This window comes from Roseateles albus (assembly GCF_028595345.1).
GTDB lineage: Bacteria > Pseudomonadota > Gammaproteobacteria > Burkholderiales > Burkholderiaceae_C > Paucibacter_A > Paucibacter_A albus.
Map to the genome: position 1 here is coordinate 223,126 of NZ_JAQQXT010000009.1, position 19,344 is coordinate 242,469.

Sequence of the window (19,344 nt, forward strand, 5' to 3'; positions counted from 1 at the left end):
GCATGCCGGCCTCACGTTCGGGGTGCGCTTCGGCCAAGACCTGGGCCCGGCTACTCGCTGCCGGCTCTGGCTTGATCTCATGACGCGTCTTCTTCATGACTTGAGTCCGCTCACCGAGGCAGGTGACGACAAACCGGTGTGCGAGCCGTGTTCACCCATCGCGATGGGCTTGCCCGCCACCACCGACGCAATGACCGCAAAGGCACGCACCATCTTGTTGCTCGGCGCGTCCCAGTAGTCGGCAGCATCGGGGATAAATCTCAGCAGCGCCAAGTTGGCGGAGTCCGGGCCATCAGGGAACCAAGGTTTGGCAAATGCACTCCACAGGCGCCCGATATGTGCCCGGTCGGTGTCAATCTCGCCTCGGCCCGATAGCGACACATAGATGCCCTGTGCTCGATCGGTAAAGCTGAGATTGGCGACACGCAAGTGCTCGAGTTTGGAAGACCGCAAATCGGTGAAGAACCAGAGGGCACCACTGCCGTCCATTTCCAATACCGCCATGGGCCGGCAGGCCAGTGCGCCGTCAGCTTCGACCGTGGCGAGCATGGCAATCGGAATGTCTTCGATCAGCTTCGCAATATGGGCGAGATCGGCATTTGGCTGGACTACTTTTTTCATCATTGAACCTCGTGTGGCAATTCGGACTGGTGCTGTGCAAGGGTGAGGACGTGCGGGCTTCCTCCCCCGTTTCTGAACCTTGAGGCCATGGCTTTGCATGGTCTGTGCGCTAGCGCACATCCCTCACTGGTGTTCGCTAGCGCACGGACGAAGCTGGTCACCGAGTTCACGATTGGGACTGAACTGGCACGGCCCCCTTTAGACCGGCGGTGATGATTTGTTGTTGCTGGAAGCATCGCTCGATCAAACCAATTTGATGTTGCAAGGCAGCGGCAGGTACGCAGCCAACAAGTCTGGCAAAAAGCAACAAACAACGTGATCTCTGGAGCGAATGTGATCAAAGATTCAGATATGCCGCACCCTGTGTCAGCAAACAATCCCTGTCCGTTTCTGCGCGCACTCGTGTCGATGGGAGAGCTAAGCGATAAGCGCGAGCCATTGGCAAAAGTCGCGACTGTCGTGGCCGCCATGGCGCGCACCGGCGACGGGCAGCCGGTGTTGCCTCGCGGGGCAATTTACGCCGTGGAATGGACCGGAAATGGCTTGGGGCCACTTTCGCTGTTCGATACCCATTGGCGCGGCTTGCGGCTGAATGCTCTGCGCAATGGGCCACTCGACAAAAAAGGCGCGGGCTCAAGACTACTCAACACCGATGGAACCATCAATGCGAAACAAGTGGAAAGACCTAAGAGCTTTGCCGAGGAAAAGCTGAGCGACGGTGGCGTGACGGAACTGGGCCTTGGCTTGTCAGAACTGCGCGCTTACATGGATGCCAACTTCGCCCGCGCGGTAGGACGTAGGCGCTTAGTTGATCGAGCATTGATGCTTGGAGAGTGGCCGGTGCTGTTGAAGGTTATGGGGAAGGAAGGCCTGGGCGGCAGATATCTAAGCCTTGAAGAGGTCATTGAGCTCTTCAAGGGTCGCTGCTTCCCGGAGCGCATGAACAAGCGCATGGACAAGCGCATTGCCAAAAAATAGGCACTAGCCCATCACACCGGGTTGGCCCTTTGAACACGAATTCCACGCGGTCAATCGGCATGACAGCGGGTGAGGACTGGCGCTGACAGCGGTGCGCATGATCGCCAACGCACAGACGCTCACCGCCACAGCTTGAATCATTCTCCAAATCGCGCCATTGGTCGGCCGACTCAACAACTGGAAACATCCATGAGTCAAATTGGTTGCGCGGTTCCTGATTTCTTGGACTTCAACTCCCTGTCGGTCATCGGTGGCGCTGGGCGGTGTTGGCTGCGGACCTCATATTGGACGGTGCAACGATGAGACCCAGCCAGGCTACGGAGTTGACTGCTGGCAGATGGAGCCTCTTTGACACATGGCCAGATGGGGCTCACGGCTGAATCCATGAAGCCGTTCAAAATAGCAGTTATTCTTTGCATCGCGGTGACACTCGGCCTTTTGCTATGCGCCAAAACCGGTTGGCGCCTGCATGAATTTATCGAACTGGCGCGTCGGAGCAAAGCACTGCAGCGAACACTCGTGCAGCCCTCCCTGCGCTTGCTCATCGTCGGTGACAGTACAGCTGTGGGCACCGGCGCGATGGCACCACAGGCCAGCGTGGCAGGCTTGCTCGCGCAACAGTTTCCCTGCTTGCAGATTGAAAACCGCGCACGAGACGGTGCCAAGTTTTCGCAGCTGCTGCTACAGCTCGAAGGCGAAGAGCGGTTCGACATGGTGTTGGTGATGGCCGGCGGCAACGACGTGATCCGAATGCGCGGACTGGATGCTTTGGAAAACGACCTTGAACGCGTGATGCGGCGCGCCCGTCAACAAGCTGATTTGGTGGTGCTCATGCCGGCAGGCAATGTCGGCAATGCCCCGTTCTTCTCTGCTCCATTGTCCTGGCTGATGACATGGCGTTCGCGTCGGCTGCAGGCCTTCGCTAAGGCAGCGGCGTCGCGCCATGGCGCGGTGATCGTGAACCTGTTTCGCGAGCCAATCGACGATCCGTTCGTGCAACGGCAAGAGCTGAACGCCGCCGATGGCCTGCATCCCAGCGACGCTGGCTACCGGGTGTGGTTTGGCGAACTGATGGCCCAAGCCGCGCTGTCGCAGCGGCTTGGCGCAGCCGCTGCCCGTGTTCGCTGAACATCGCACCGCGCATGCGGACTGGCCACCCGCTATAGCTCGTTCGAATCAATGCCGGTTCTTCTATAGGGCAAAGACTGCTGCTTTGATCATGTGGACAGGCGATGCCAGGCAGCGCGTACAGCGTGTCTAGCTTGATCCCAACTCAACTTGGACGCACCCCGGCTGTCGGGCCATTCGCCGGCCAATGAAGGTTCTGCTTCGTCAAAGCTCTGGCCTGGGTAGCGGCCGAAAGCTTGCACTCCGAAGCCGTAGGCCGGCCCGTAATCATCGAAGTTTGAACCCTGCTGCACATAGCTGCTGTTGGCATAGTTCTCGCGCCAGTAGGCGTCTTCCCGAGACGGATCGACGGCTGCCACCGCTCTGGCTGCGGCGCCGGCGACGATAGGTCCGACCTCTGATCCAGAATCCATACCGGCGTTAGTGAAAGATTGGTGAGCGCCTGTGGCGCCCTCGCAGCGATCGTGATTGCTCTTCATTGGGTCGGCTCCTTGCGTTGTACTTGTCAGGGCAAAAAGGCACTTCTGATGCACGCGATACGGCGAACCAGCGGCGTACGCTAAGCTTGTTTGCATGCGGCCGCGAATCTCTCTAGCAAGTCGCATGAATTCAAACCGCGCCAGAAAGTTCAGCTCCGCAGAAACGAAATCAGCGCATCGTTGAACGCCTGCGTGTGCGATGCGTTCAAGCCATGCGGCGCACCTTTCACCATGATCAGCTGACTGTGCGGCACCGCCCTGTGGGTGCGCATACCTGAGCCGTTGAACGGCACGATTGCATCCGTGTCGCCGTGGATCACCAGCGTGGGGACTGACACCTTCTTCAGGTCTTCCCGGAAGTCCGTGGTGCTGAACGAATCCATGCAGGCCAAGGCAGCATGCTGCGCCGACAACTTGCACAGGGCGACAGCTTCGCTACGCTGGGCCTCGGAAACCTGCAACGCACCATTGGCAGAAAAAAAGTCTTTGGTGAACATGTCAAAGAAGGACGCTCGGTCCTCCTCCAGCGCCTTCTTCATCTGGAGTGCCTTTTCAGGCGTAAGAGGGCCATCAGGGTTGTCCGCTGTCTTTGCCAGATAAGGCGGAACGGCAGCCGCAAAAACCACGCTACGCAGGCGGGATTCGCCGTGCCTCGCGATGTAGCGCGCCACTTCGCCCCCGCCCATCGAAAAGCCGACCAAGGTCACGTCCTGCAAGGCGCACGCGTCCAAGACGCGCTGCAGATCGTCGGACAGCGTGTCATAGTCGTAGCCGAATTCCGGCTTTTCCGAGCGACCAAAGCCCCGGCGGTCATAGGCCACCACCCGATAGCCGGCGGCACGAAGGACTGAAACCTGTGGTTCCCACGCTTGGGCAGATAGCGGCCAACCATGAATCAGCACTACTGCTCGACCGGCACCACCGCTGTCCTCGATGTGCAGGTGCACTGAGTCTAAGTGCACGGCACCCGCGCTGCTTGAATCGTTCGTAGTCGCCACGGTTCCAGCAACTGAGCCGCCTACCGCACCGGCAACAGCTCCGAGTGAAGCTCCGACCAATACCCCCACCGGGCCAGCCACCGCCACGCCAATGGCGGCTCCGGTCGCAGCACCAGCCACCATGCCGCCGCCCACGAACACCGACTTGCCCTCACGTTCGGCTTCCTGAACAGTGAGCGATATCTGCGCCTCAGGATCCGGATCCTGCGACGGAACGCCGTGCCCTGGGCGCGCCTGCTCGGCCAAATCTTCATCTACAGGTGAGGTATCGGATGGCAGTGCTTCAAGTGGTTGCATATCTTTCAGCCCGTAAAGGTATAGGGGATGGGCGCGAGGTCGCGTCTCAAACTGTTACTGCAGCTTAGATCTGTCAGATCGAAGCTGTATGTGCGGCGCCGCACGATCGCCTAAAGCTAGCAAAGCGCCGTAGGCGCGAACGCGCGCCGGACGTAAAGGCGCTTCATCAGCGTTGTCAGCATGGTGTAGTCAAGCACCATCGCTGCAGCGCGGACGGAAGGCCCGTAGGACATCCCGCCGGGCAACACCAGCCCCCGTCCGATGGCAATGCGTGCCAGGGGCATCGACAGTCGACCTGGGGCTGGGTATTTGATCCGGTCCACTTCACCCAATCACATGAAAGGTCACGCCATGATCGAGAAGACCGCCAACGTCCATTGGGAAGGCCCGGGCAAGAAGGGCCAGGGTCAAATCAGCACCGAAACCGGTGCCCTCGAGCGCTACCCTTACGGCTTTGCCAGCCGTTTCGAAGACGATCGCCGGGGCACGAACCCCGAGGAGATTCTTGCCGCCGCCCATGCGGCCTGTTTCACGATGGCCTTCTCCTTTGCCTGCGATAAGGCCGGCTTTGCGACCAGCAAAGTCGACACGCAAGCTCTCGTCCGACTGACGAAGGAGGGCGAAGGTTTCGTGATCGACCGGATCGCGCTCACGTTGAAGGCCGCCGTGCCAGGCATCGACGAAGCCAGTTTCCAGGAGATCGCCCTGGCCGCCAAGCGCGAATGTCCGTTGTCCAAGGCGCTTGCGTCCGTCGCCGAGATCAGCCTGCAGGCCACGCTCGAATCGGCGGCCCCATAAGCGACGCTGCGGTCGTCGATATTCTCGAGGCCGCACTGGTGGCGGCCGACCATGTGCTGGGCGACGCGCACGCGAAGCTGACGCTGCTGGAATACGGAGATTACGAGTGCCCGGCCTGCATCCAGGCCGAGCCGCTGATGCAGCACCTCGTCGACACGCACCGCGGCCGACTGCGCATTGTTTTCCGGCACTTCCCCTTGGTGGAAGTTCATCCGAACGCGGAATTGGCAGCAGAGGCGGCCGAGGCGGCCGCGGCGCAAGGCCAGTTTTGGCCGATGCACCACCTACTGTTTGCCCAGGCCCATCATCTCAAGCCAGCGGCATTGGTGGGCTATGCGCAGTCCCTCGGACTGGACATGAACCGTTTCAACGCCGAGATGGGCGATCGCATCTACACGCAACGCATTCAGATACATCGCCGGGCCGGCGAACGGTGCGGCTTGCGCGCCACCCCTGCCTTCTTTCTGAACGGCAAGGCTGTGGATGTCTCGATCGGCTTCGAGAAGCTGGACGAGGCCGTGCGGGCCGCGTTGAAGATGGCCTGAAATCCGAGCACCTTGCAATACCGCCCAGCGCCCAGCGCCATTGCGTTCGTCCGCTCGGGAAAACCAGGCTCACAGAGAGCACGCTGACGCCGCCAAGCCTGCTGACCGCGTCGTTGACGCGGTAGCCTCGCATCTGTAGGCCCGGGCTAAAGGCGTGCTGCATGCCGATGCGGAACTTCTCGTGCATGCCGAGCTTACTAAGGTTGATGGTCAGCATCGCCCCGTTCCGCCACGGATGAGGCGGTCAGTAACGTCGCCTCGTCCTACAGACGCCCCGGTAAAAGGCGCCCACACTCGCGGCGTACAAATGACGTGTAAAAAATGACACTGCAGCCCAAGGCACCCATGCCGCCAGACACATTGAACGCATTGGAGGCGGCGCTCGATAAAAGCCAAGACGTCAAGGTCAAGGTGGAGGACTGTGCCGACGACTTAGCTGTAGCCAGTGATCTCGCCAAAGCGCGCATCGCACGGGGGGAGAAGATGCTGCCGGCCGACCAAGTTCTGCGGAACACCAAAGCCATCGGTACGAAGGTACAGGATTGCGCCGACGATCTGCAGGAGGTGGCGGACACCCTGGCCGACGGCCTTGCTGAGGTTAAGGATGTCGAGCAGGCGTTGATCCTCTCACGCGAAGCCCTGGCTGAATCCGAAGCTGCGCTGGCCGCGTCACGCCATGCCGAACGTGCAGCAAGCACCCTTGCCATGCATGACCAGAAGACAAGCTTACCCAACCGCACCTTGTTCGACGACCGCCTGGCTCAGGCCATCGCTGGTGCCGACCGCCACGGCTGGATGCTGGCGGTGATGTTTCTGGACCTCGACCGATTCAAGCTGATCAACGACAGCCATGGCCATGCAGCAGGTGATTCAGTGCTGACGGTGGTCGCGCAACGTCTGCTGAGTCAAGCGCGCGACGAGGACACGGTCTGCCGCAACGGCGGTGACGAATTCCTGTACTTGCTGATTAATCCGATAAGTCGCGACGATGTTGCACGTATCGCAGGCCTGGTACAGGCTGCGATCGCTGCCCCAATCAGCCATGGTGATCTGCAGTTGGTCATCACACCAAGCATCGGCATTGCGCTATACCCGCATGATGGCCAGAGCGGCGATATCTTGATCGCCAATGCCGACGCGGCGATGTACCGAGCGAAATCGTTGCCCGGCACCTGCGTATTTTTCGAGGCACCGGTGGCCTCGATCAACCCGTCGAAATCGCCTGGCTGAGCATCACGCGTCCGGCCTCGCTTGCACGGGTAAGGTGAAGTAGAACTTGGAGCCCTCGCCCAGGACACTGTGCAAAGTAATGCTGCCGTCGTGCGCTTCAATGAAGGTCTTGACTATGGCCAAGCCCAGGCCAAGGCCCGACCCGGCGCCGGCCTCGCCGCCGGATTCGCCCTTGTCGAAGACTTTCTCGATCATTTCGGCGGCAATGCCTTGGCCGTTGTCGCTGACCCAGCACTCGACGATTCCATGGCCCGCCGCGGCCTGCGCGCCGACAATCACTTCGCCACCCGGCGAGAACTGGATCGCATTGCCGATCAGATTTTGAAACGCTCTCCTGAGCAATCTGGCGTCTGCAAACACGACCAAGTCGACGGGTACCCGATTGACTAGCTTCGTAGCTGATTGGGCCGCGATCGTCTCAAGATCGTCGAGCAGGGACTCCACCAGCGGCCACAGGTCGAATCTGCGCCGTTCGACCTTGACGCCGATGACCTCGAGCAGATGCGTGTTCTCTTCGAGCACTCTGCCAATCAAGTCCTGGAGCTGCTGCACGTTGCGGCGCAGCGATTGCAAGACCCGTTGGGAATCAGGGCCCAGGACTTGCCCGGAAAGACTCTTCTCGAGCGAGCGACCCGTGAGCGAGATCGCAAACAGCGGCGTACGCAGATCATGCGCAACGAAGGAGAGGTACTCCTCCCTGCGCTCCTTCACCTCGAGTGCTTGCTGGGCGGCATACGTCTGCACTGCTTGGCCGATCGCATTGTCGAAGATGCGATTGATCACGTGGAACGGCCTGCCTTGAAGCGTTATATCGTGCTCGGTCGCCAGATCGTGGATGCATCCACGCATGATGTTGTACTCTGCCACCACCTCCTCGATATCGAATGCATCCTTCAGCCGCTGCAGCCCGTGGGCCGCGGGGCTGGCTTCGGCCAGCGCCTCGGGGATCGTCTGTCGGGGATTGGTCTCGAGCGCTTCTGCCAACTCTTTGAGTAAATCCGGGATGTGGTCGTTGAGCGTCGGTGTGTCTAGATGACTTGCCGAAGGGAGACTCCTGACCTGCGTTCGCCAAGTCAGCAAAAGTACATCGCCGTTCTCTCTGACCAGATTGGCCAGCAGCTGCAGACTACCTACTGTCATTTGATATGTCTCATCGTTTGTCGGCCGCAACACAGCTGACTTTGCGGAAGGGGCGCCTGCTCGGCGCGTAGATCGCGGCGGGTCGAGCATGGAGGTCTGCGAAGCGCTGGACGGTAGCATGGCGGCCGTTCGCCGATTCGTTCACCAGGCAATGCGTCATGATGCGCCTCCAATTTGACGGCTGTACTCGTCGACAAGGTAGGCCGCATTTGCGCCCATTGGCTTCCTGCCAAGTGCGACGTTTGAGGGCGGAAACGAGCTTGGCATCCCTGTCCGACGGCGCTGCCGCTCATATCCAGAAAGTCCGCTTCGCACCGCGCTTTGGCGCCGGTAGGCTTGCGCGGGCCAATCGACCTGTGTCGCTTGGGATCGACTCGCCGAACCCTCTCGGGGTAAACACGGCTCATGCTGATCCGGCAGGGGCTAGATCCAAGAAGAATCGCACCATTTCCGCCGAAGCATCGGGGCCAGCGGCGTCGGTGTAGGAGCCACTCGCATGGCCTCCCGACCAAGCGTGGCCGCCACCGTGCAGAGTCCAACTTTCAATTCGAGCTTGCCCAAGGGCGTCGGTGTGGATCTCCCGGCTGAAGCGGCGCCCGCCTTCTGCAACGCCGAAACGGGTGCCGACATGCAAGGCATCCTGGCTTGGCTCCAAGCCATACGCGTCGCGGGCTTGCTGGACGATCAGGTTGCTATTGGACTGCTGCACGGTATGGTCTCTATCGCCGTGGAACACGATGGTAGGCACGGCCTGCGTGGCGCTGCGGCCCTGGCTTACGGACGTCTGGCCAAAAACGCGCAGGCCAGCGATGCCGCTGCGCCCCCCCTTCATGGCCAGCAAAGCCGACGGGATGTCGTGCGCGCTGCCGTAAGGCAGGCCCGAGTGAGCGCCAACGCCGGCAAACAACTCCGGATAAGTTTCGCCCAGCACGACCGCCATCGCAGCGCCGGCCGACAGGCCGGCCACAAAGATGCGCTGCGGGTCGACGCCATGCTTGTCCGCCACTTCGCGGGCGATGCCGGCGATCAGCGAAGGCTCGCCGTCGCCTCGCAGCTGGTCTTGGGGCTGGAACCAATTCCAGCATTTGGAGGCATTCGCCTGCGCGGCCTGCTCGGGGTAGAGGACAAGAAAGCCGTGCGTATCGGCCAGGCGGTTCATCTGAGTGCCGGCCGCGAAATCGTCGGCCGTCTGCGTGCAGCCATGCAGCATCACGACCATTGCGCGGGGAGTCGCTGACGCTGCCTTGGGGCTATAGATCTTGTAAGCGCGGGTGCCGGCCGCGTTGCTGAATTGATGAGTTTCGAAGCTGCCTGGCTTGAGCGCCTGTTCGCTCAATGCGGGCTTGCGCAGCCTGACTTGATCAAGTGTCACGTCAACGTCAACGTCAACGGCAGCGGCAGAGTGAGAGCCCGATGTCCGCCCGGCGGCTAGGGCGCGCCGGATGGTTTCGGTGACGTGTCGCATTGGGCCGACGGCAGTGTTCAGGCCAGCACGGGTCAGCGCCCGCTCAATCGTTGCATTGACGGCGTCGGCGTTAAAGGCCTTCGCTTTTGCGGAGAAAAGGTTTTTCATGCGGGGTTCCTGTTCGGGATGATGCGGCGGGCCCATGTCTAGGGCCGGACAAGCTAGATCCCCGATCCTCGCCGACAAGAGCCAAGACCGCAGCCGGCCGATGGCGCTGCCTTGTGAAGGACTTGTCCGACAAAGCAACGGCTTCTTGGCTGCTGCAGCAGAAGCCCTCGCGCGGGTAGCCTTTGCCGTTCAAGCAAGCAGAGGTCAAGATGGGCGAGAAAAAACAAGAAGCAACGCAGCGCACAGGCGCAACGCGCTGGTCGCTATGGACTAAGTTGCCGGCTCGGCTCCGGGCCGCGCTGCGCTCAGCGTACCGGGCTTCGATGCGGCCCAGCAGCGGCGCCGGGCAAGCCTTGTATGGCACCCTGGTCAGCGGCACCTCGCGATGAGGCCGGCGCAACTCTGGCGGCTTTGCAAGCAGGCTGGTAGCGCTTGGATTGATGATTACGCGCCGAGCATGGGTGCCGCCTTGGCCTACTACACGATGTTCTCGATTGCACCGCTCTTGCTGATCGCGATCTCGGTGGCGGGCCTGGTGTTCGGGCGCGAGGCAGCCAGCGGCGAAGTGCTGATGCAGCTGCGCGGCTTGATGGGCGAGAGCGGCGCGCTGGCTGTGCAGGCGATGTTGGAGAGTGCCGCGCGGCCGGCCGAAAGTTGGACCGCTGCGCTGATCGGTGGGGCCTTGCTGCTGCTGGGTGCGACCACGGTATTCGGTGAGCTACAGGACGCGCTGGATCGCATCTGGCGCGCGCCGCAGCGCAACAAGCCGCAAGGTCTCTGGGGTTTGCTGCGCTCGCGCCTGCTGTCTTTCGGGATGATTCTGGGCATAGGATTTTTGCTGACGACCTCGCTGCTGCTGAGCGCGGCGATCGCGGCCTTCAGTGCCTGGAGCGGGGCGCGGCTGGCCGGCTGGGCAGTATTGGCCGGTTTCGTCAACTTCGTCATCAGCTATGTCTTGGTGGCGGCGATGTTTGCGTTGATCTACAAAATCATGCCGCGCGTACGCATTGCTTGGCGCGATGTGTGGATAGGCGCTTGGGTAACGGCGCTGCTGTTCAACATCGGCAAGCTCGTAATTGGCCTCTACATCGGCAAAAGCGGTGTGGCCTCGGCTTTCGGCGCCGCCGGCTCCTTGGCCGTGCTCTTGATTTGGGTTTACTACTCGGCCCAGATCTTTCTGTTCGGCGCCGAATTCACCTGGGCCTATGCGCACAGCTTTGGCTCCTTTCGCCACGTGTCGGCCCGGCAGGTTGCGGTACAGACCCCGCCCAGCAAGACCGGCGGCGCACTAGGCGCCGGCCCTGGCCTAGCTTCGGGGCAGCCGACCAGCCCCTTGGCCTCATCTTCCTGCGGCTTGTTACGCGCAGGTTCAGCGTCCTCAACCCACTGATTGATCATCATGCCCAAGACTCCAAAATCCGCTGCTGCAACTTCAGCCCCCACCCTGACCTCCTCGGCGGCGCCCGCCACCTTTCCGGAGCCTAAAAAGAAGCGCGCGCTGGCTGCTCTGCCGCCTGACCCCATGGCCCACCAACTGGCGCAAACGCAGGCCCTGGTCGCCGCCATGCCCTTCAACCCGAACAAGGCCGCCGAACATGGCTTTGATCTGGGCCTGATGCCGCCGGCCGGCGCGACGGCAAAGCCGGCGTCTCGCTTGGCTGGTGCCAGCACGCTGAGCGAAGCTATGAGCAGCGCCAAGCTAGGCAGCGTAGCGCCTGAGGGCGGCAACGCAGCGACCGGCTCACTCGACCGCGTGCGGGTCGACTCCTCAGGCCAGGCCTTGACCACCAACCAAGGCGTGGCCGTGGCCGACAACCAGAACTCGCTCAAATCGGGCACGCGCGGTTCGGTGCTGCTGGAGGACTTCATCCTGCGCGAGAAGATCACTCACTTCGACCACGAGCGCATTCCCGAGCGCATCGTCCACGCCCGTGGTTCGGCCGCGCACGGTTTTTTTGAATGCTACGAGCCGCTGACCGCGCTGACCGAGGCGGCGCCGTTCAAGGAGGCGGGCAAGATCACGCCGGTGTTCACTCGCTTCTCGACCGTGGCCGGCGAGCGCGGTTCCAAAGACACTGCGCGCGACGTACGCGGCTTCGCCGTCAAGTTCTACACCGACGCGGGCAACTGGGATCTGGTTGGCAACAATATGCCGGTGTTCTTCATCCAAGACGCGATGAAGTTCCCCGACCTGGTTCATGCGGTCAAGCCCGAACCGCACAACCAGATGCCGCAAGCGGCCAGTGCCCACGACACCTTTTGGGATTTCGTCTCGCTGATGCCCGAGTCCACCCATATGTTGATGTGGGTGATGAGCGACCGGGCGCTGCCGCGCAGCTACGCCACCATGCAGGGCTTCGGGGTGCACAGTTACCGGCTGGTCAACGCCGCCGGCGAATCAGTGTTCGTGAAGTTCCACTGGACGCCCAAATACGGCACGCATTCGCTGGTCTGGGACGAAGCGGTCAAGATCTCCGGCGCCGACCCCGACTACCACCGTCGCGATTTGTGGGAGCGCATCGAAAGCGGCGCCTACCCCGAGTGGGAGTTGGGCGTGCAGACCTTCACCGAGGCGCAGGCCGAGCAGTTCAGCTTCGACATCCTCGACGCGACCAAGCTGGTGCCGGAGGAGCTGGTGCCGGTGCGCCCCATCGGCCGCATGGTGCTGAACCGCAACCCGGACAACTTCTTTGCTGAGACCGAGCAGGTCGCTTTTTGCACCGCCAACATCATCCCCGGCCTGGACTTCTCCAACGACCCACTGCTGGCCGGGCGCATCCACTCCTATGTGGACACGCAGATCAGCCGGCTCGGTGGGCCCAACTTCCATGAACTGCCGATCAATGCGCCGCTGGTGCCGGTGCACAACAACCAGCGCGACGGCATGCATCGCCAAGCGATCCCGCGCGGGCGGGTGTCTTACGAGCCCAATTCGCTGGGCGGCGGCTGCCCCTTTCAGGCCGGGGCCGTGCAGGGCTTCAACTCGGTCGCGGTCAAGCTGCAGGCCCGCGATGAGCAGGGCAAGGTGCGCGCCAAGCCGCAGCTGTTTGCCGAGCATTACAACCAGGCCCGCTTGTTCTTCGACAGCCAGACGCCGGTCGAGCAAGCGCATATTGCGGCGGCCTTTCGCTTCGAACTCAGCAAGGTGACGGTGCCGGCGATCCGGCAGCGGGTGGTGTCCATGCTCAGGAATGCGTCCGAGACCTTGGCCGCCGAAGTTGCCGAGGGGCTCAATATGAGGCCGCTGCCCGAGGCGATGCCGCTGGCTATAGACAAAGCCATACAGCCCGAAATCAGCCATTCGCCGGCGCTGTCCTTGATGGCCAGGCCCGGAGACGGCTCGATCAAGGGCCGCAAGATCGCCATCCTGCTGGCCGACGGCGTCGTCGGGCAAAGCGCCGCAGCGGTGCACGCCGCATTGCTGGCAGCTGGCGCGACGCCGAAGTTCCTGGCACCGCGCATCGGGCCGGTGAGCACGGAAGACGGCTTGGACCTGGAGGCACAAGCGTCGCTGGAGAGCGAGCCTGGCTTTTTGTTCGACGCGCTGGTCTTGCCGGATGGCGCTAGCGCTGTCGCCGGTCTGGCCGCCGACGCCCATACCTTCGAGTTCATCAAGGATCAGTACCGCCACGGCAAGACCATCTTGGCGCTGGGCCTGGGCCGCAAGTTGCTGGACCTTGCGGGCGTGCCGCTTGCCCTTGCGAATGGAGATGGCGATCCCGGACTGCTGTTGGTGAAGGATTTGAGCGAGGGCGCCAGCACCGCCTTCATCGCGGCCATCGCTCGGCATCGCCATCCCGAGCGCGAGACCGGCCCGACCCGGCCTTAAACATCAAAAGGCCCCCGGCATCAGCCCCAACCTTGCGTTCGGCAGCAGATGCAGAGGGGGACTTTTGGGTATTTAATTTGGCAGTTATGTACCGCGCGAAACCAAGATTCCTAGACAAAGCACAACGCGCTTTGATCAGCGCATTCAACGTACGCTAACGCACAGACCACCGTGCATCAGCCGCATAAATTGGCTCCCTCTTTAACTCGCCAGGCCCCAAGTTTTCTTAGCCACGCAACAACATTTCAGAGGAGTTCTCATGGCCTATTCCGCGTCCACAGTTGATGACATGGCCCGCTCGCGCGGCAGTCTCAATCCCGCTATCGCCGAGCAGGTGAATACCCCAAAAGCGGCCGCCAGCAGCGCCGTCTCCTGGGCGGCCATCGTCGCAGGGGCGGCTGCAGCGGCATCGCTGTCGTTGATTCTGCTGATTTTGGGCGTCGGGCTGGGGCTCTCGTCAGTGTCGCCCTGGGCCCGCAGCGGTGTCAGCGCGGCGACCTTCGGCGTGTCAACCATTGTGTGGCTGACCTTGACGCAGTTGCTGGCTTCTGCCATGGGCGGCTATCTGGCCGGCCGCCTGCGCACCAAGTGGACCGAGGTGCATACCAATGAGGTGTACTTCCGCGACACCGCGCATGGCTTTTTGTCCTGGGCCGTGGCCTCGCTGGCGACGGCGGCGCTCTTGACGTCGGTCATTGGCTCCATCGTCGGCGGCGGCGTGCAAGCGGGTGCCGCCATGGTCGGCGGTGCGGCAGGAGCCACAAAAATGGTGGCCGGCAACGTTGAGAGCGGCACTGAGGGCAGCACCGAGGGCGGCACTACAGGCTACTTCATCGACTCGCTGTTCCGCCGCGATGCGGCCCTGGATGCCAGCCTCACTCCCTCCGGCGCGGTGACGATGGAAGTCGGCCGGATCTTTGCCACTGCCGGTCGATCAGAGGCGCTGCCACCAGAAGATCTGCGCTACGTTGGCCAAGTCGTGGCCCTGCGCACAGGCTTGTCGCAGCCAGAAGCGGAAAAGCGGGTTGCTACGGTCTACGCAAAAGCGCAGGCCAAGGCACACGAGGCCGAACTCGCTGCACGTGAAGCGGCAGACAAGGCGCGCAAGGCGTCCGCCTATAGCGCGCTGTGGCTGTTCATTTCCTTACTGATTGGCGCCTTTGTTGCCAGCTTGGCCGCCACCTATGGTGGCCGTCTGCGCGACGCTTGAATCACCCCCTCCCATTCACTTTCAAGGAGCCCACCATGCGTTCAATTCTGCTGCTGTTTCTAGGCATTCCCATTCCGATCATTATTTTGATCGCGTTGTTCGTGCACTGAGTGCCGCTGTTTTCTCCCCACCCACTGTTCAAGGAACTCCGATGACCAACACCAAAACTGACATCAAGGCCGACACCAAAGGCTCCGCGAAACCCGGCAGCAAGACTTCAGCCGCCAACCCTGACGCCATTGCCCTGCTCAAGGCCGACCACGAAGCCGTCAGCCAGCTCTTTGCCGAGTATGAGAATACCCGTGCAGTCAAAGCGAAGAAGGCATTGGTGGCCGAAATTTGCACAGCACTCAGCGTGCATGCTCAGATTGAGGAAGAGATCTTCTATCCCGAGTTCAAGGCGGCACTGAAGGACAAACTGTTGGTGCCCGAGGCGACGATTGAACACGCCGGTGTGAAAGGCCTAATTGCGGAGCTCCGAGGTGCCGAGCCCGATGGTGAGATCTACGACGCCAAGGTCAAGGTCTTGTCTGAGTACGTGAAGCATCACGTCAAAGAAGAGCAGAACGAGATGTTTCCCAAGGCCAAGGCCTCCTCACTCGACATGGCCGAGTTGGGTGCACGAATGGCGGCGCGCAAGGTTGACCTGTTGGCGCAGAACGTCTAAATCGGACTAAGCTTGTCCAGGGTCAGCGCCGAGGTGTTGGGGTGATGTGGTTCTCGGCGTCGACTAGGCTCACAGCCTTTACCGACTTCCTTTTGTTGCAAGGGACATCGTGCGGCGCCCAATCAAAAACCGCCGCTTCGACCGAATTGCCACGACGACTTCCTCGGCTGACTGCTATGCGGCCGAGACGGTGAGTTCAGTGAGAGCGATTGATCGACAGCAATGCTCTGTGCTGCTGACCATAAACCCGAAGCTTGAATTTCCGCTTTGGGCACCGTGCTGGCGCCACCCACTGCGCATCCGAATGACAGCAGCTGACCTGAAGCTTGAGGCCGCAACATCGCCCGTAAGCCGACGTTGACCAAAACGGTCGACGAACCGAACGTCAGCTTTGCGGCGCCCGTTCGAACTGTCGGCTTGGAGCAGGCCCGGACATTTCGAGGTCACTTCCCGCGTAGCAACTCGGTGCCCTATTGCGGGTATTCGACCCTGCCCGACGAGTTCACGCGACCGGCCAATTCCTGCCGCCCGCGAAGGCCTGCTTTCGTGCATCTCATCTCGATGCTTGTGCTGCCGGCGAAGAGGGTTCTCGGTCCCAACTGACAACTCATGCGCTGTGTCTGCCGCAGCGTTTTCGCCACCTCTCTGCGCTGTCTGCACAGCCCAGGGGGCTCTGCGCAATGCGTCGGTGCAGGACTGAAGTCAACACTGAGGCCCGCCGCTTTGACATGGGGCTTGCGTTTAACTCCTAACAGCATTAGGATTCACCCTAACAATGTTAGGCGATTTTAATGAACACAGCTGATGCCCTGATTCAAGAATTCACCCGGATGATCGTGGCTGACGGCCTCGAAGCGTTTACGTTGCGCAAACTGGCTGATCGGGTCGGCATCAAGGCTCCGTCCATCTACGTCCACTTCGAGAGCAAGGAGGCCCTGTTTGCAGCGGCGCGCGCCGAAGCCTCAAAAAGTCTGGGCGTAGCACTTGCCGAACACGCTGGTGGAAAATCCAGGGGGGACGCTCGAAACCGCTTGCTCAATACCGCGATGGCCTACCTTCAATTCGCGCAAGATCAACCGGCCTTGTTTGCCTTGATGTTTCAGGAGACACCCAGCAACCGGTCCAGTCTCGATCAGGCACCGGACCCTGACTCGCCATATGCAATCTTGCTGTCGCGGGTCAGAGAATTCCTGCCAGCCGACCACCCGCAATCTGAGGTCCTAAGCTTTGGAATTTGGGCCTTGGTCCACGGGGCCGCACAGCTTCGACAAACCCATCTGCAGAAATTTGGGGCAGCGATCATTGACGGTACGCGGCGCAACCTCGACGCATTGCTGGACGGATGGGCTGTGACGTGAATACTGCTCGATGGACTCGAATCGCCAGGCGTTTGTCCTCGGCGCGCAATGTTGGAGTTTTAGGAGCCGTGACGGCGCTGACCGCATGCAACTCAATCCCGGCCACCATCGAGCACGATGCTGCGCTGAGCTTCGTGGAACTGGATGGCTACAAGTTTCATGTCCAGACCTTTGGTGACAGCGCGCTTCCGCCACTGATCGTCGTGCATGGCGGGCCGGGGGGTGACTTTCAATACCTGATGCCGCTCAGAGACTTGGCTGACACGCACTTCGTGATCCTCTATGACCAGCGAGGTACAGGCCTGTCGCCCCGCGTCAATAAGGAAGAGCTAACGCTGGAAAGCAGCCTAGCCGACTTGCACAAGATCGTCAGCCACTATGGACACGAGAAACCCGTCAAACTGATCGGTCACTCCTGGGGAGCCATGTTGGTCAGCGGCTACTTGGGGCAGAACCCGGGGCGTGTCAGCCATGCGGTGATGGTTGAGCCCGGCATGCTTACGCCACAGACTGCTAAGGAGTTTGTCACCCGCCTGAAGGCCACCCAAAGCTGGCTAGATGCCGTGCCCATGCTGGGCTACATCCTGCAATCGGTTCTTGTCCGCAGTGAGGACGGGCATGAGCGCTTTGACTATGTCATGACCCGGCTGATGAATCGGTCCAAGCCCGGCGGACCGTACCAATGCAAAGGCCAGTCCATGCCCGCAGATTCTTTCAGGCGTGCCGGGTATGCCGCCTTCAGCCAAATGCTCAAGCCAGTATTCGACGATCCCGCACGGTTCACCCGAGACCTGACGCTGAATCTGAGTGCATATCAGGGAAGGCTCTTGATGATCAGCAGCGAATGCAGCTTCATTGGCTATTCCTACCAAGAGCAATTCCACATGCCTCGCTTGCCAGCGCAGACCTTGCATCTGGAGGCCAAGGCCATGGGACACAACATGCTGACCCTCAACGTGGCATGGAGCAACCAAGCCATCGGTGAGTTCCTTGGCCAGCCTCGTTAGGCGTCGAAGTCCACGATCATCACCCAAAAGATATGTCACGCCAGCAACTATCCTCAGAAGCGCATAAGAATCTTCCGCATGCCAATCCCTTGTCAGTCGCTCAGATGAGCGATTTGTTGGAGGCGGCGCTGGCCCGACAGCCGCGCACGGCGCTGGAAATCGGATGTGGTGCTGGAGGGTTTTCGATTGAGCTGGCCAAACGCCAAGATGTTCACGTAGTGGCTCTGGACACCAATCCCTATGCGCTCGAACGGGCAATGGCGGCGGCGTCGAAAGCCCAGCTGATTGGAACCGTCGAGTTTTGCCAAAAGCCAGCGGCTGACTTCAATGGCGAGCCCGTTGATCTCCTCGTTTGTATAGGGGCGTCGCAGGCTTTTGGTACTCCGCGCCAGGCGCTTCAAGCGCTTCGTGGCCTACTTGCACCGAACGGCACACTGGTGTTTGCGGAGTTGAGTTGGTCGGCAAAACCTCCATCTGAATATCTTCAATATCTAGCGACCTCAGAAGGTGACTACTGGACCGCCAAAGAAGCTGAACATGTATTTGCCGAGGCCGGATTGAAGGTTGAAACAATCATGATTGCGTCGGCTGATTCATGGGCCCAATATGAAGCCGGCGTTCTGCACGGAAGATTGGAGTTTGCAAAAACAATCGCACCTGATCAAGCCGCTGAGATTGTCGAAATGTCAACGGAGTGGTTTCGGCTATACGAAGCGCACGGAAGGCATTGCTTGGGATTCTTGGCTTGTGTAGCCACCCGCAGCGATGGCGAACCGGGCGTTTGAGCCTACTCGGAACGGCCTTCAGTTCCGGACCGGCGCCAACAATGAGTGATTATTGTGAGGCCTGCCCCCAGTAGCATTGCACGCAATATGCCCATTCGGTGCGTCTGCTTTGGGCACCGACTTGCCAAGCAGTCAGGGCCCTCGAAATGTCCGGGCCTGTTCTAGGGCAGCAGTTCGAACACGCGCCGCAAAGCTGACGTTTGGTTCGCCGACCGTTTTGGTCAACGGCGGCTTACTGGCGACGATGCGGCCTCACGGTCCCGGCCAAGTTTTAGTCATTCGGATGCGCAGAGTGGGCGCCGGCACGGTGCCCATACCGGGCATTCGAAACCGCCCCGGATGACCTGCTCAATCAGCACATTTCTTGGTAGCTGTCGGCCGAGTGAGTGAGTCGGCCAAAGCGTTGGCCATTGGCGGCACTGAGAATGGGTGAGCTGTCACTGGCCACTCCCAGCAAGATTCAGCCTGAATGAGCGTCAAGTTTTGATGCTGGCGACGCGCCAAGCGCCTCAGCCATGCGAAGCTTGCCTTGCCAAGGGGAAATCTGGATGGCCCAACCGTTCCTGGGGCGACATAGTTAGTCGGACCTGCAAAATTCGTTTTGCCGAAGCAAGCAACTGAAGCAGTTCCTGGTGAGGCTTGCCGTTATGGTGCGAATTGATGTCGCCAAGCCTTCTGGTGTGCCATCAGGCCGCCCAGCA

Annotated in this window: 17 protein-coding genes; 12 read left to right on the top strand and 5 right to left on the bottom strand. The window is 60.8% G+C overall.

The genetic code is table 11. The features are described from left to right. Positions 1 to 93: 93 nt before the first annotated feature. Positions 94 to 621, bottom strand: a complete 528-nt coding sequence (locus PRZ03_RS15780; RefSeq protein WP_273601227.1) for a pyridoxamine 5'-phosphate oxidase family protein — start codon at positions 619 to 621, stop codon at positions 94 to 96. A 333-nt stretch (positions 622 to 954) separates the two neighbouring features. Between PRZ03_RS15780 and PRZ03_RS15785 the strand changes: the two genes are divergently transcribed. Beyond that, positions 955 to 1,599 (top strand): hypothetical protein, encoded by a 645-nt coding sequence (locus PRZ03_RS15785; protein WP_273601228.1) that lies wholly within the window; start codon positions 955 to 957, stop codon positions 1,597 to 1,599. Positions 1,600 to 1,983: 384 nt separating this feature from the next. Further along, a complete protein-coding gene (locus PRZ03_RS15790; protein ID WP_273601229.1) occupies positions 1,984 to 2,727 on the top strand; it encodes an SGNH/GDSL hydrolase family protein in 744 nt (247 codons plus the stop codon). A gap of 89 nt (positions 2,728 to 2,816) precedes the next feature. On the opposite strand, the gene PRZ03_RS15795 is transcribed toward PRZ03_RS15790, so the two are convergent. Together PRZ03_RS15795 and PRZ03_RS15800 are read right to left on the bottom strand one after the other, a co-directional pair. Beyond that, entirely contained in the window at positions 2,817 to 3,140 is a 324-nt protein-coding gene (locus PRZ03_RS15795; protein WP_273601230.1) for a hypothetical protein, read from the bottom strand. Positions 3,141 to 3,355: 215 nt separating this feature from the next. Further along, the gene (locus tag PRZ03_RS15800; RefSeq protein WP_273601231.1) at positions 3,356 to 4,501 is read right to left on the bottom strand and encodes an alpha/beta fold hydrolase; all 1,146 of its coding nucleotides are present in this window, start codon (positions 4,499 to 4,501) and stop codon (positions 3,356 to 3,358) included. Positions 4,502 to 4,852: 351 nt separating this feature from the next. Here PRZ03_RS15800 and PRZ03_RS15805 point away from each other — a divergent pair, with 351 nt between their 5' ends. The 3 genes from PRZ03_RS15805 (at position 4,853) to PRZ03_RS15815 (ending at position 7,074) form a co-directional block, all read left to right on the top strand. Then, positions 4,853 to 5,299: an OsmC family protein gene (locus PRZ03_RS15805; protein ID WP_273601245.1), complete on the top strand. Its 447-nt coding sequence runs from the start codon at positions 4,853 to 4,855 to the stop codon at positions 5,297 to 5,299. A 38-nt stretch (positions 5,300 to 5,337) separates the two neighbouring features. Then, on the top strand, positions 5,338 to 5,844 hold the full coding sequence (locus PRZ03_RS15810) for a DsbA family protein (RefSeq protein WP_273601232.1): 507 nt from the start codon (positions 5,338 to 5,340) through the stop codon (positions 5,842 to 5,844). A 321-nt stretch (positions 5,845 to 6,165) separates the two neighbouring features. Beyond that, positions 6,166 to 7,074, top strand: coding sequence for a GGDEF domain-containing protein (locus PRZ03_RS15815; protein ID WP_273601233.1), 909 nt, complete (start codon positions 6,166 to 6,168; stop codon positions 7,072 to 7,074). A gap of 3 nt (positions 7,075 to 7,077) precedes the next feature. Here the strand turns inward: PRZ03_RS15815 and PRZ03_RS15820 are convergent, their stop codons facing one another. Next, complete coding sequence (locus tag PRZ03_RS15820; protein WP_273601234.1) at positions 7,078 to 8,214, bottom strand: sensor histidine kinase; 1,137 nt, start codon at positions 8,212 to 8,214, stop codon at positions 7,078 to 7,080. 403 nt (positions 8,215 to 8,617) lie between these two features. Then, positions 8,618 to 9,787 (bottom strand): extracellular catalytic domain type 1 short-chain-length polyhydroxyalkanoate depolymerase, encoded by a 1,170-nt coding sequence (locus PRZ03_RS15825; protein ID WP_273601236.1) that lies wholly within the window; start codon positions 9,785 to 9,787, stop codon positions 8,618 to 8,620. A gap of 385 nt (positions 9,788 to 10,172) precedes the next feature. Here PRZ03_RS15825 and PRZ03_RS15830 point away from each other — a divergent pair, with 385 nt between their 5' ends. The 7 genes from PRZ03_RS15830 (at position 10,173) to PRZ03_RS15860 (ending at position 18,643) form a co-directional block, all read left to right on the top strand. Further along, on the top strand, positions 10,173 to 11,177 hold the full coding sequence (locus PRZ03_RS15830; RefSeq protein ID WP_273601237.1) for a YihY/virulence factor BrkB family protein: 1,005 nt from the start codon (positions 10,173 to 10,175) through the stop codon (positions 11,175 to 11,177). A 9-nt stretch (positions 11,178 to 11,186) separates the two neighbouring features. After that, positions 11,187 to 13,616 carry a catalase gene (locus tag PRZ03_RS15835; RefSeq protein WP_273601238.1) on the top strand — a complete coding sequence of 810 codons (2,430 nt, stop codon included), beginning with the start codon at positions 11,187 to 11,189 and terminating at the stop codon, positions 13,614 to 13,616. 259 nt (positions 13,617 to 13,875) lie between these two features. After that, on the top strand, positions 13,876 to 14,826 hold the full coding sequence (locus PRZ03_RS15840; protein WP_273601239.1) for a hypothetical protein: 951 nt from the start codon (positions 13,876 to 13,878) through the stop codon (positions 14,824 to 14,826). 151 nt (positions 14,827 to 14,977) lie between these two features. Next, positions 14,978 to 15,493 (top strand): hemerythrin domain-containing protein, encoded by a 516-nt coding sequence (locus PRZ03_RS15845; protein WP_273601240.1) that lies wholly within the window; start codon positions 14,978 to 14,980, stop codon positions 15,491 to 15,493. A 791-nt stretch (positions 15,494 to 16,284) separates the two neighbouring features. After that, positions 16,285 to 16,851 (top strand): TetR/AcrR family transcriptional regulator, encoded by a 567-nt coding sequence (locus tag PRZ03_RS15850; RefSeq protein WP_273601241.1) that lies wholly within the window; start codon positions 16,285 to 16,287, stop codon positions 16,849 to 16,851. Between the two features lie 68 nt (positions 16,852 to 16,919). After that, positions 16,920 to 17,858 (top strand): alpha/beta fold hydrolase, encoded by a 939-nt coding sequence (locus tag PRZ03_RS15855; protein WP_273601242.1) that lies wholly within the window; start codon positions 16,920 to 16,922, stop codon positions 17,856 to 17,858. A gap of 32 nt (positions 17,859 to 17,890) precedes the next feature. Next, positions 17,891 to 18,643 (top strand): SAM-dependent methyltransferase, encoded by a 753-nt coding sequence (locus PRZ03_RS15860; RefSeq protein WP_273601243.1) that lies wholly within the window; start codon positions 17,891 to 17,893, stop codon positions 18,641 to 18,643. Positions 18,644 to 19,344 lie beyond the last annotated feature (701 nt).

Bases quoted from the DNA above. Each gene is read 5' to 3' on its own strand.
- PRZ03_RS15845 (WP_273601240.1), top strand. From the start codon at position 14,978: ATGACCAACACCAAAACTGACATCAAGGCCGACACCAAAGGCTCCGCG.
- PRZ03_RS15825 (WP_273601236.1), bottom strand. From the start codon at position 9,787: ATGAAAAACCTTTTCTCCGCAAAAGCGAAGGCCTTTAACGCCGACGCC.
- PRZ03_RS15840 (WP_273601239.1), top strand. From the start codon at position 13,876: ATGGCCTATTCCGCGTCCACAGTTGATGACATGGCCCGCTCGCGCGGC.
- PRZ03_RS15835 (WP_273601238.1), top strand. From the start codon at position 11,187: ATGCCCAAGACTCCAAAATCCGCTGCTGCAACTTCAGCCCCCACCCTG.
- PRZ03_RS15790 (WP_273601229.1), top strand. From the start codon at position 1,984: ATGAAGCCGTTCAAAATAGCAGTTATTCTTTGCATCGCGGTGACACTC.
- PRZ03_RS15860 (WP_273601243.1), top strand. From the start codon at position 17,891: ATGTCACGCCAGCAACTATCCTCAGAAGCGCATAAGAATCTTCCGCAT.
- PRZ03_RS15815 (WP_273601233.1), top strand. From the start codon at position 6,166: ATGACACTGCAGCCCAAGGCACCCATGCCGCCAGACACATTGAACGCA.
- PRZ03_RS15795 (WP_273601230.1), bottom strand. From the start codon at position 3,140: ATGGATTCTGGATCAGAGGTCGGACCTATCGTCGCCGGCGCCGCAGCC.
- PRZ03_RS15780 (WP_273601227.1), bottom strand. From the start codon at position 621: ATGAAAAAAGTAGTCCAGCCAAATGCCGATCTCGCCCATATTGCGAAG.
- PRZ03_RS15830 (WP_273601237.1), top strand. From the start codon at position 10,173: ATGAGGCCGGCGCAACTCTGGCGGCTTTGCAAGCAGGCTGGTAGCGCT.
- PRZ03_RS15850 (WP_273601241.1), top strand. From the start codon at position 16,285: ATGAACACAGCTGATGCCCTGATTCAAGAATTCACCCGGATGATCGTG.
- PRZ03_RS15820 (WP_273601234.1), bottom strand. From the start codon at position 8,214: ATGACAGTAGGTAGTCTGCAGCTGCTGGCCAATCTGGTCAGAGAGAAC.
- PRZ03_RS15805 (WP_273601245.1), top strand. From the start codon at position 4,853: ATGATCGAGAAGACCGCCAACGTCCATTGGGAAGGCCCGGGCAAGAAG.
- PRZ03_RS15800 (WP_273601231.1), bottom strand. From the start codon at position 4,501: ATGCAACCACTTGAAGCACTGCCATCCGATACCTCACCTGTAGATGAA.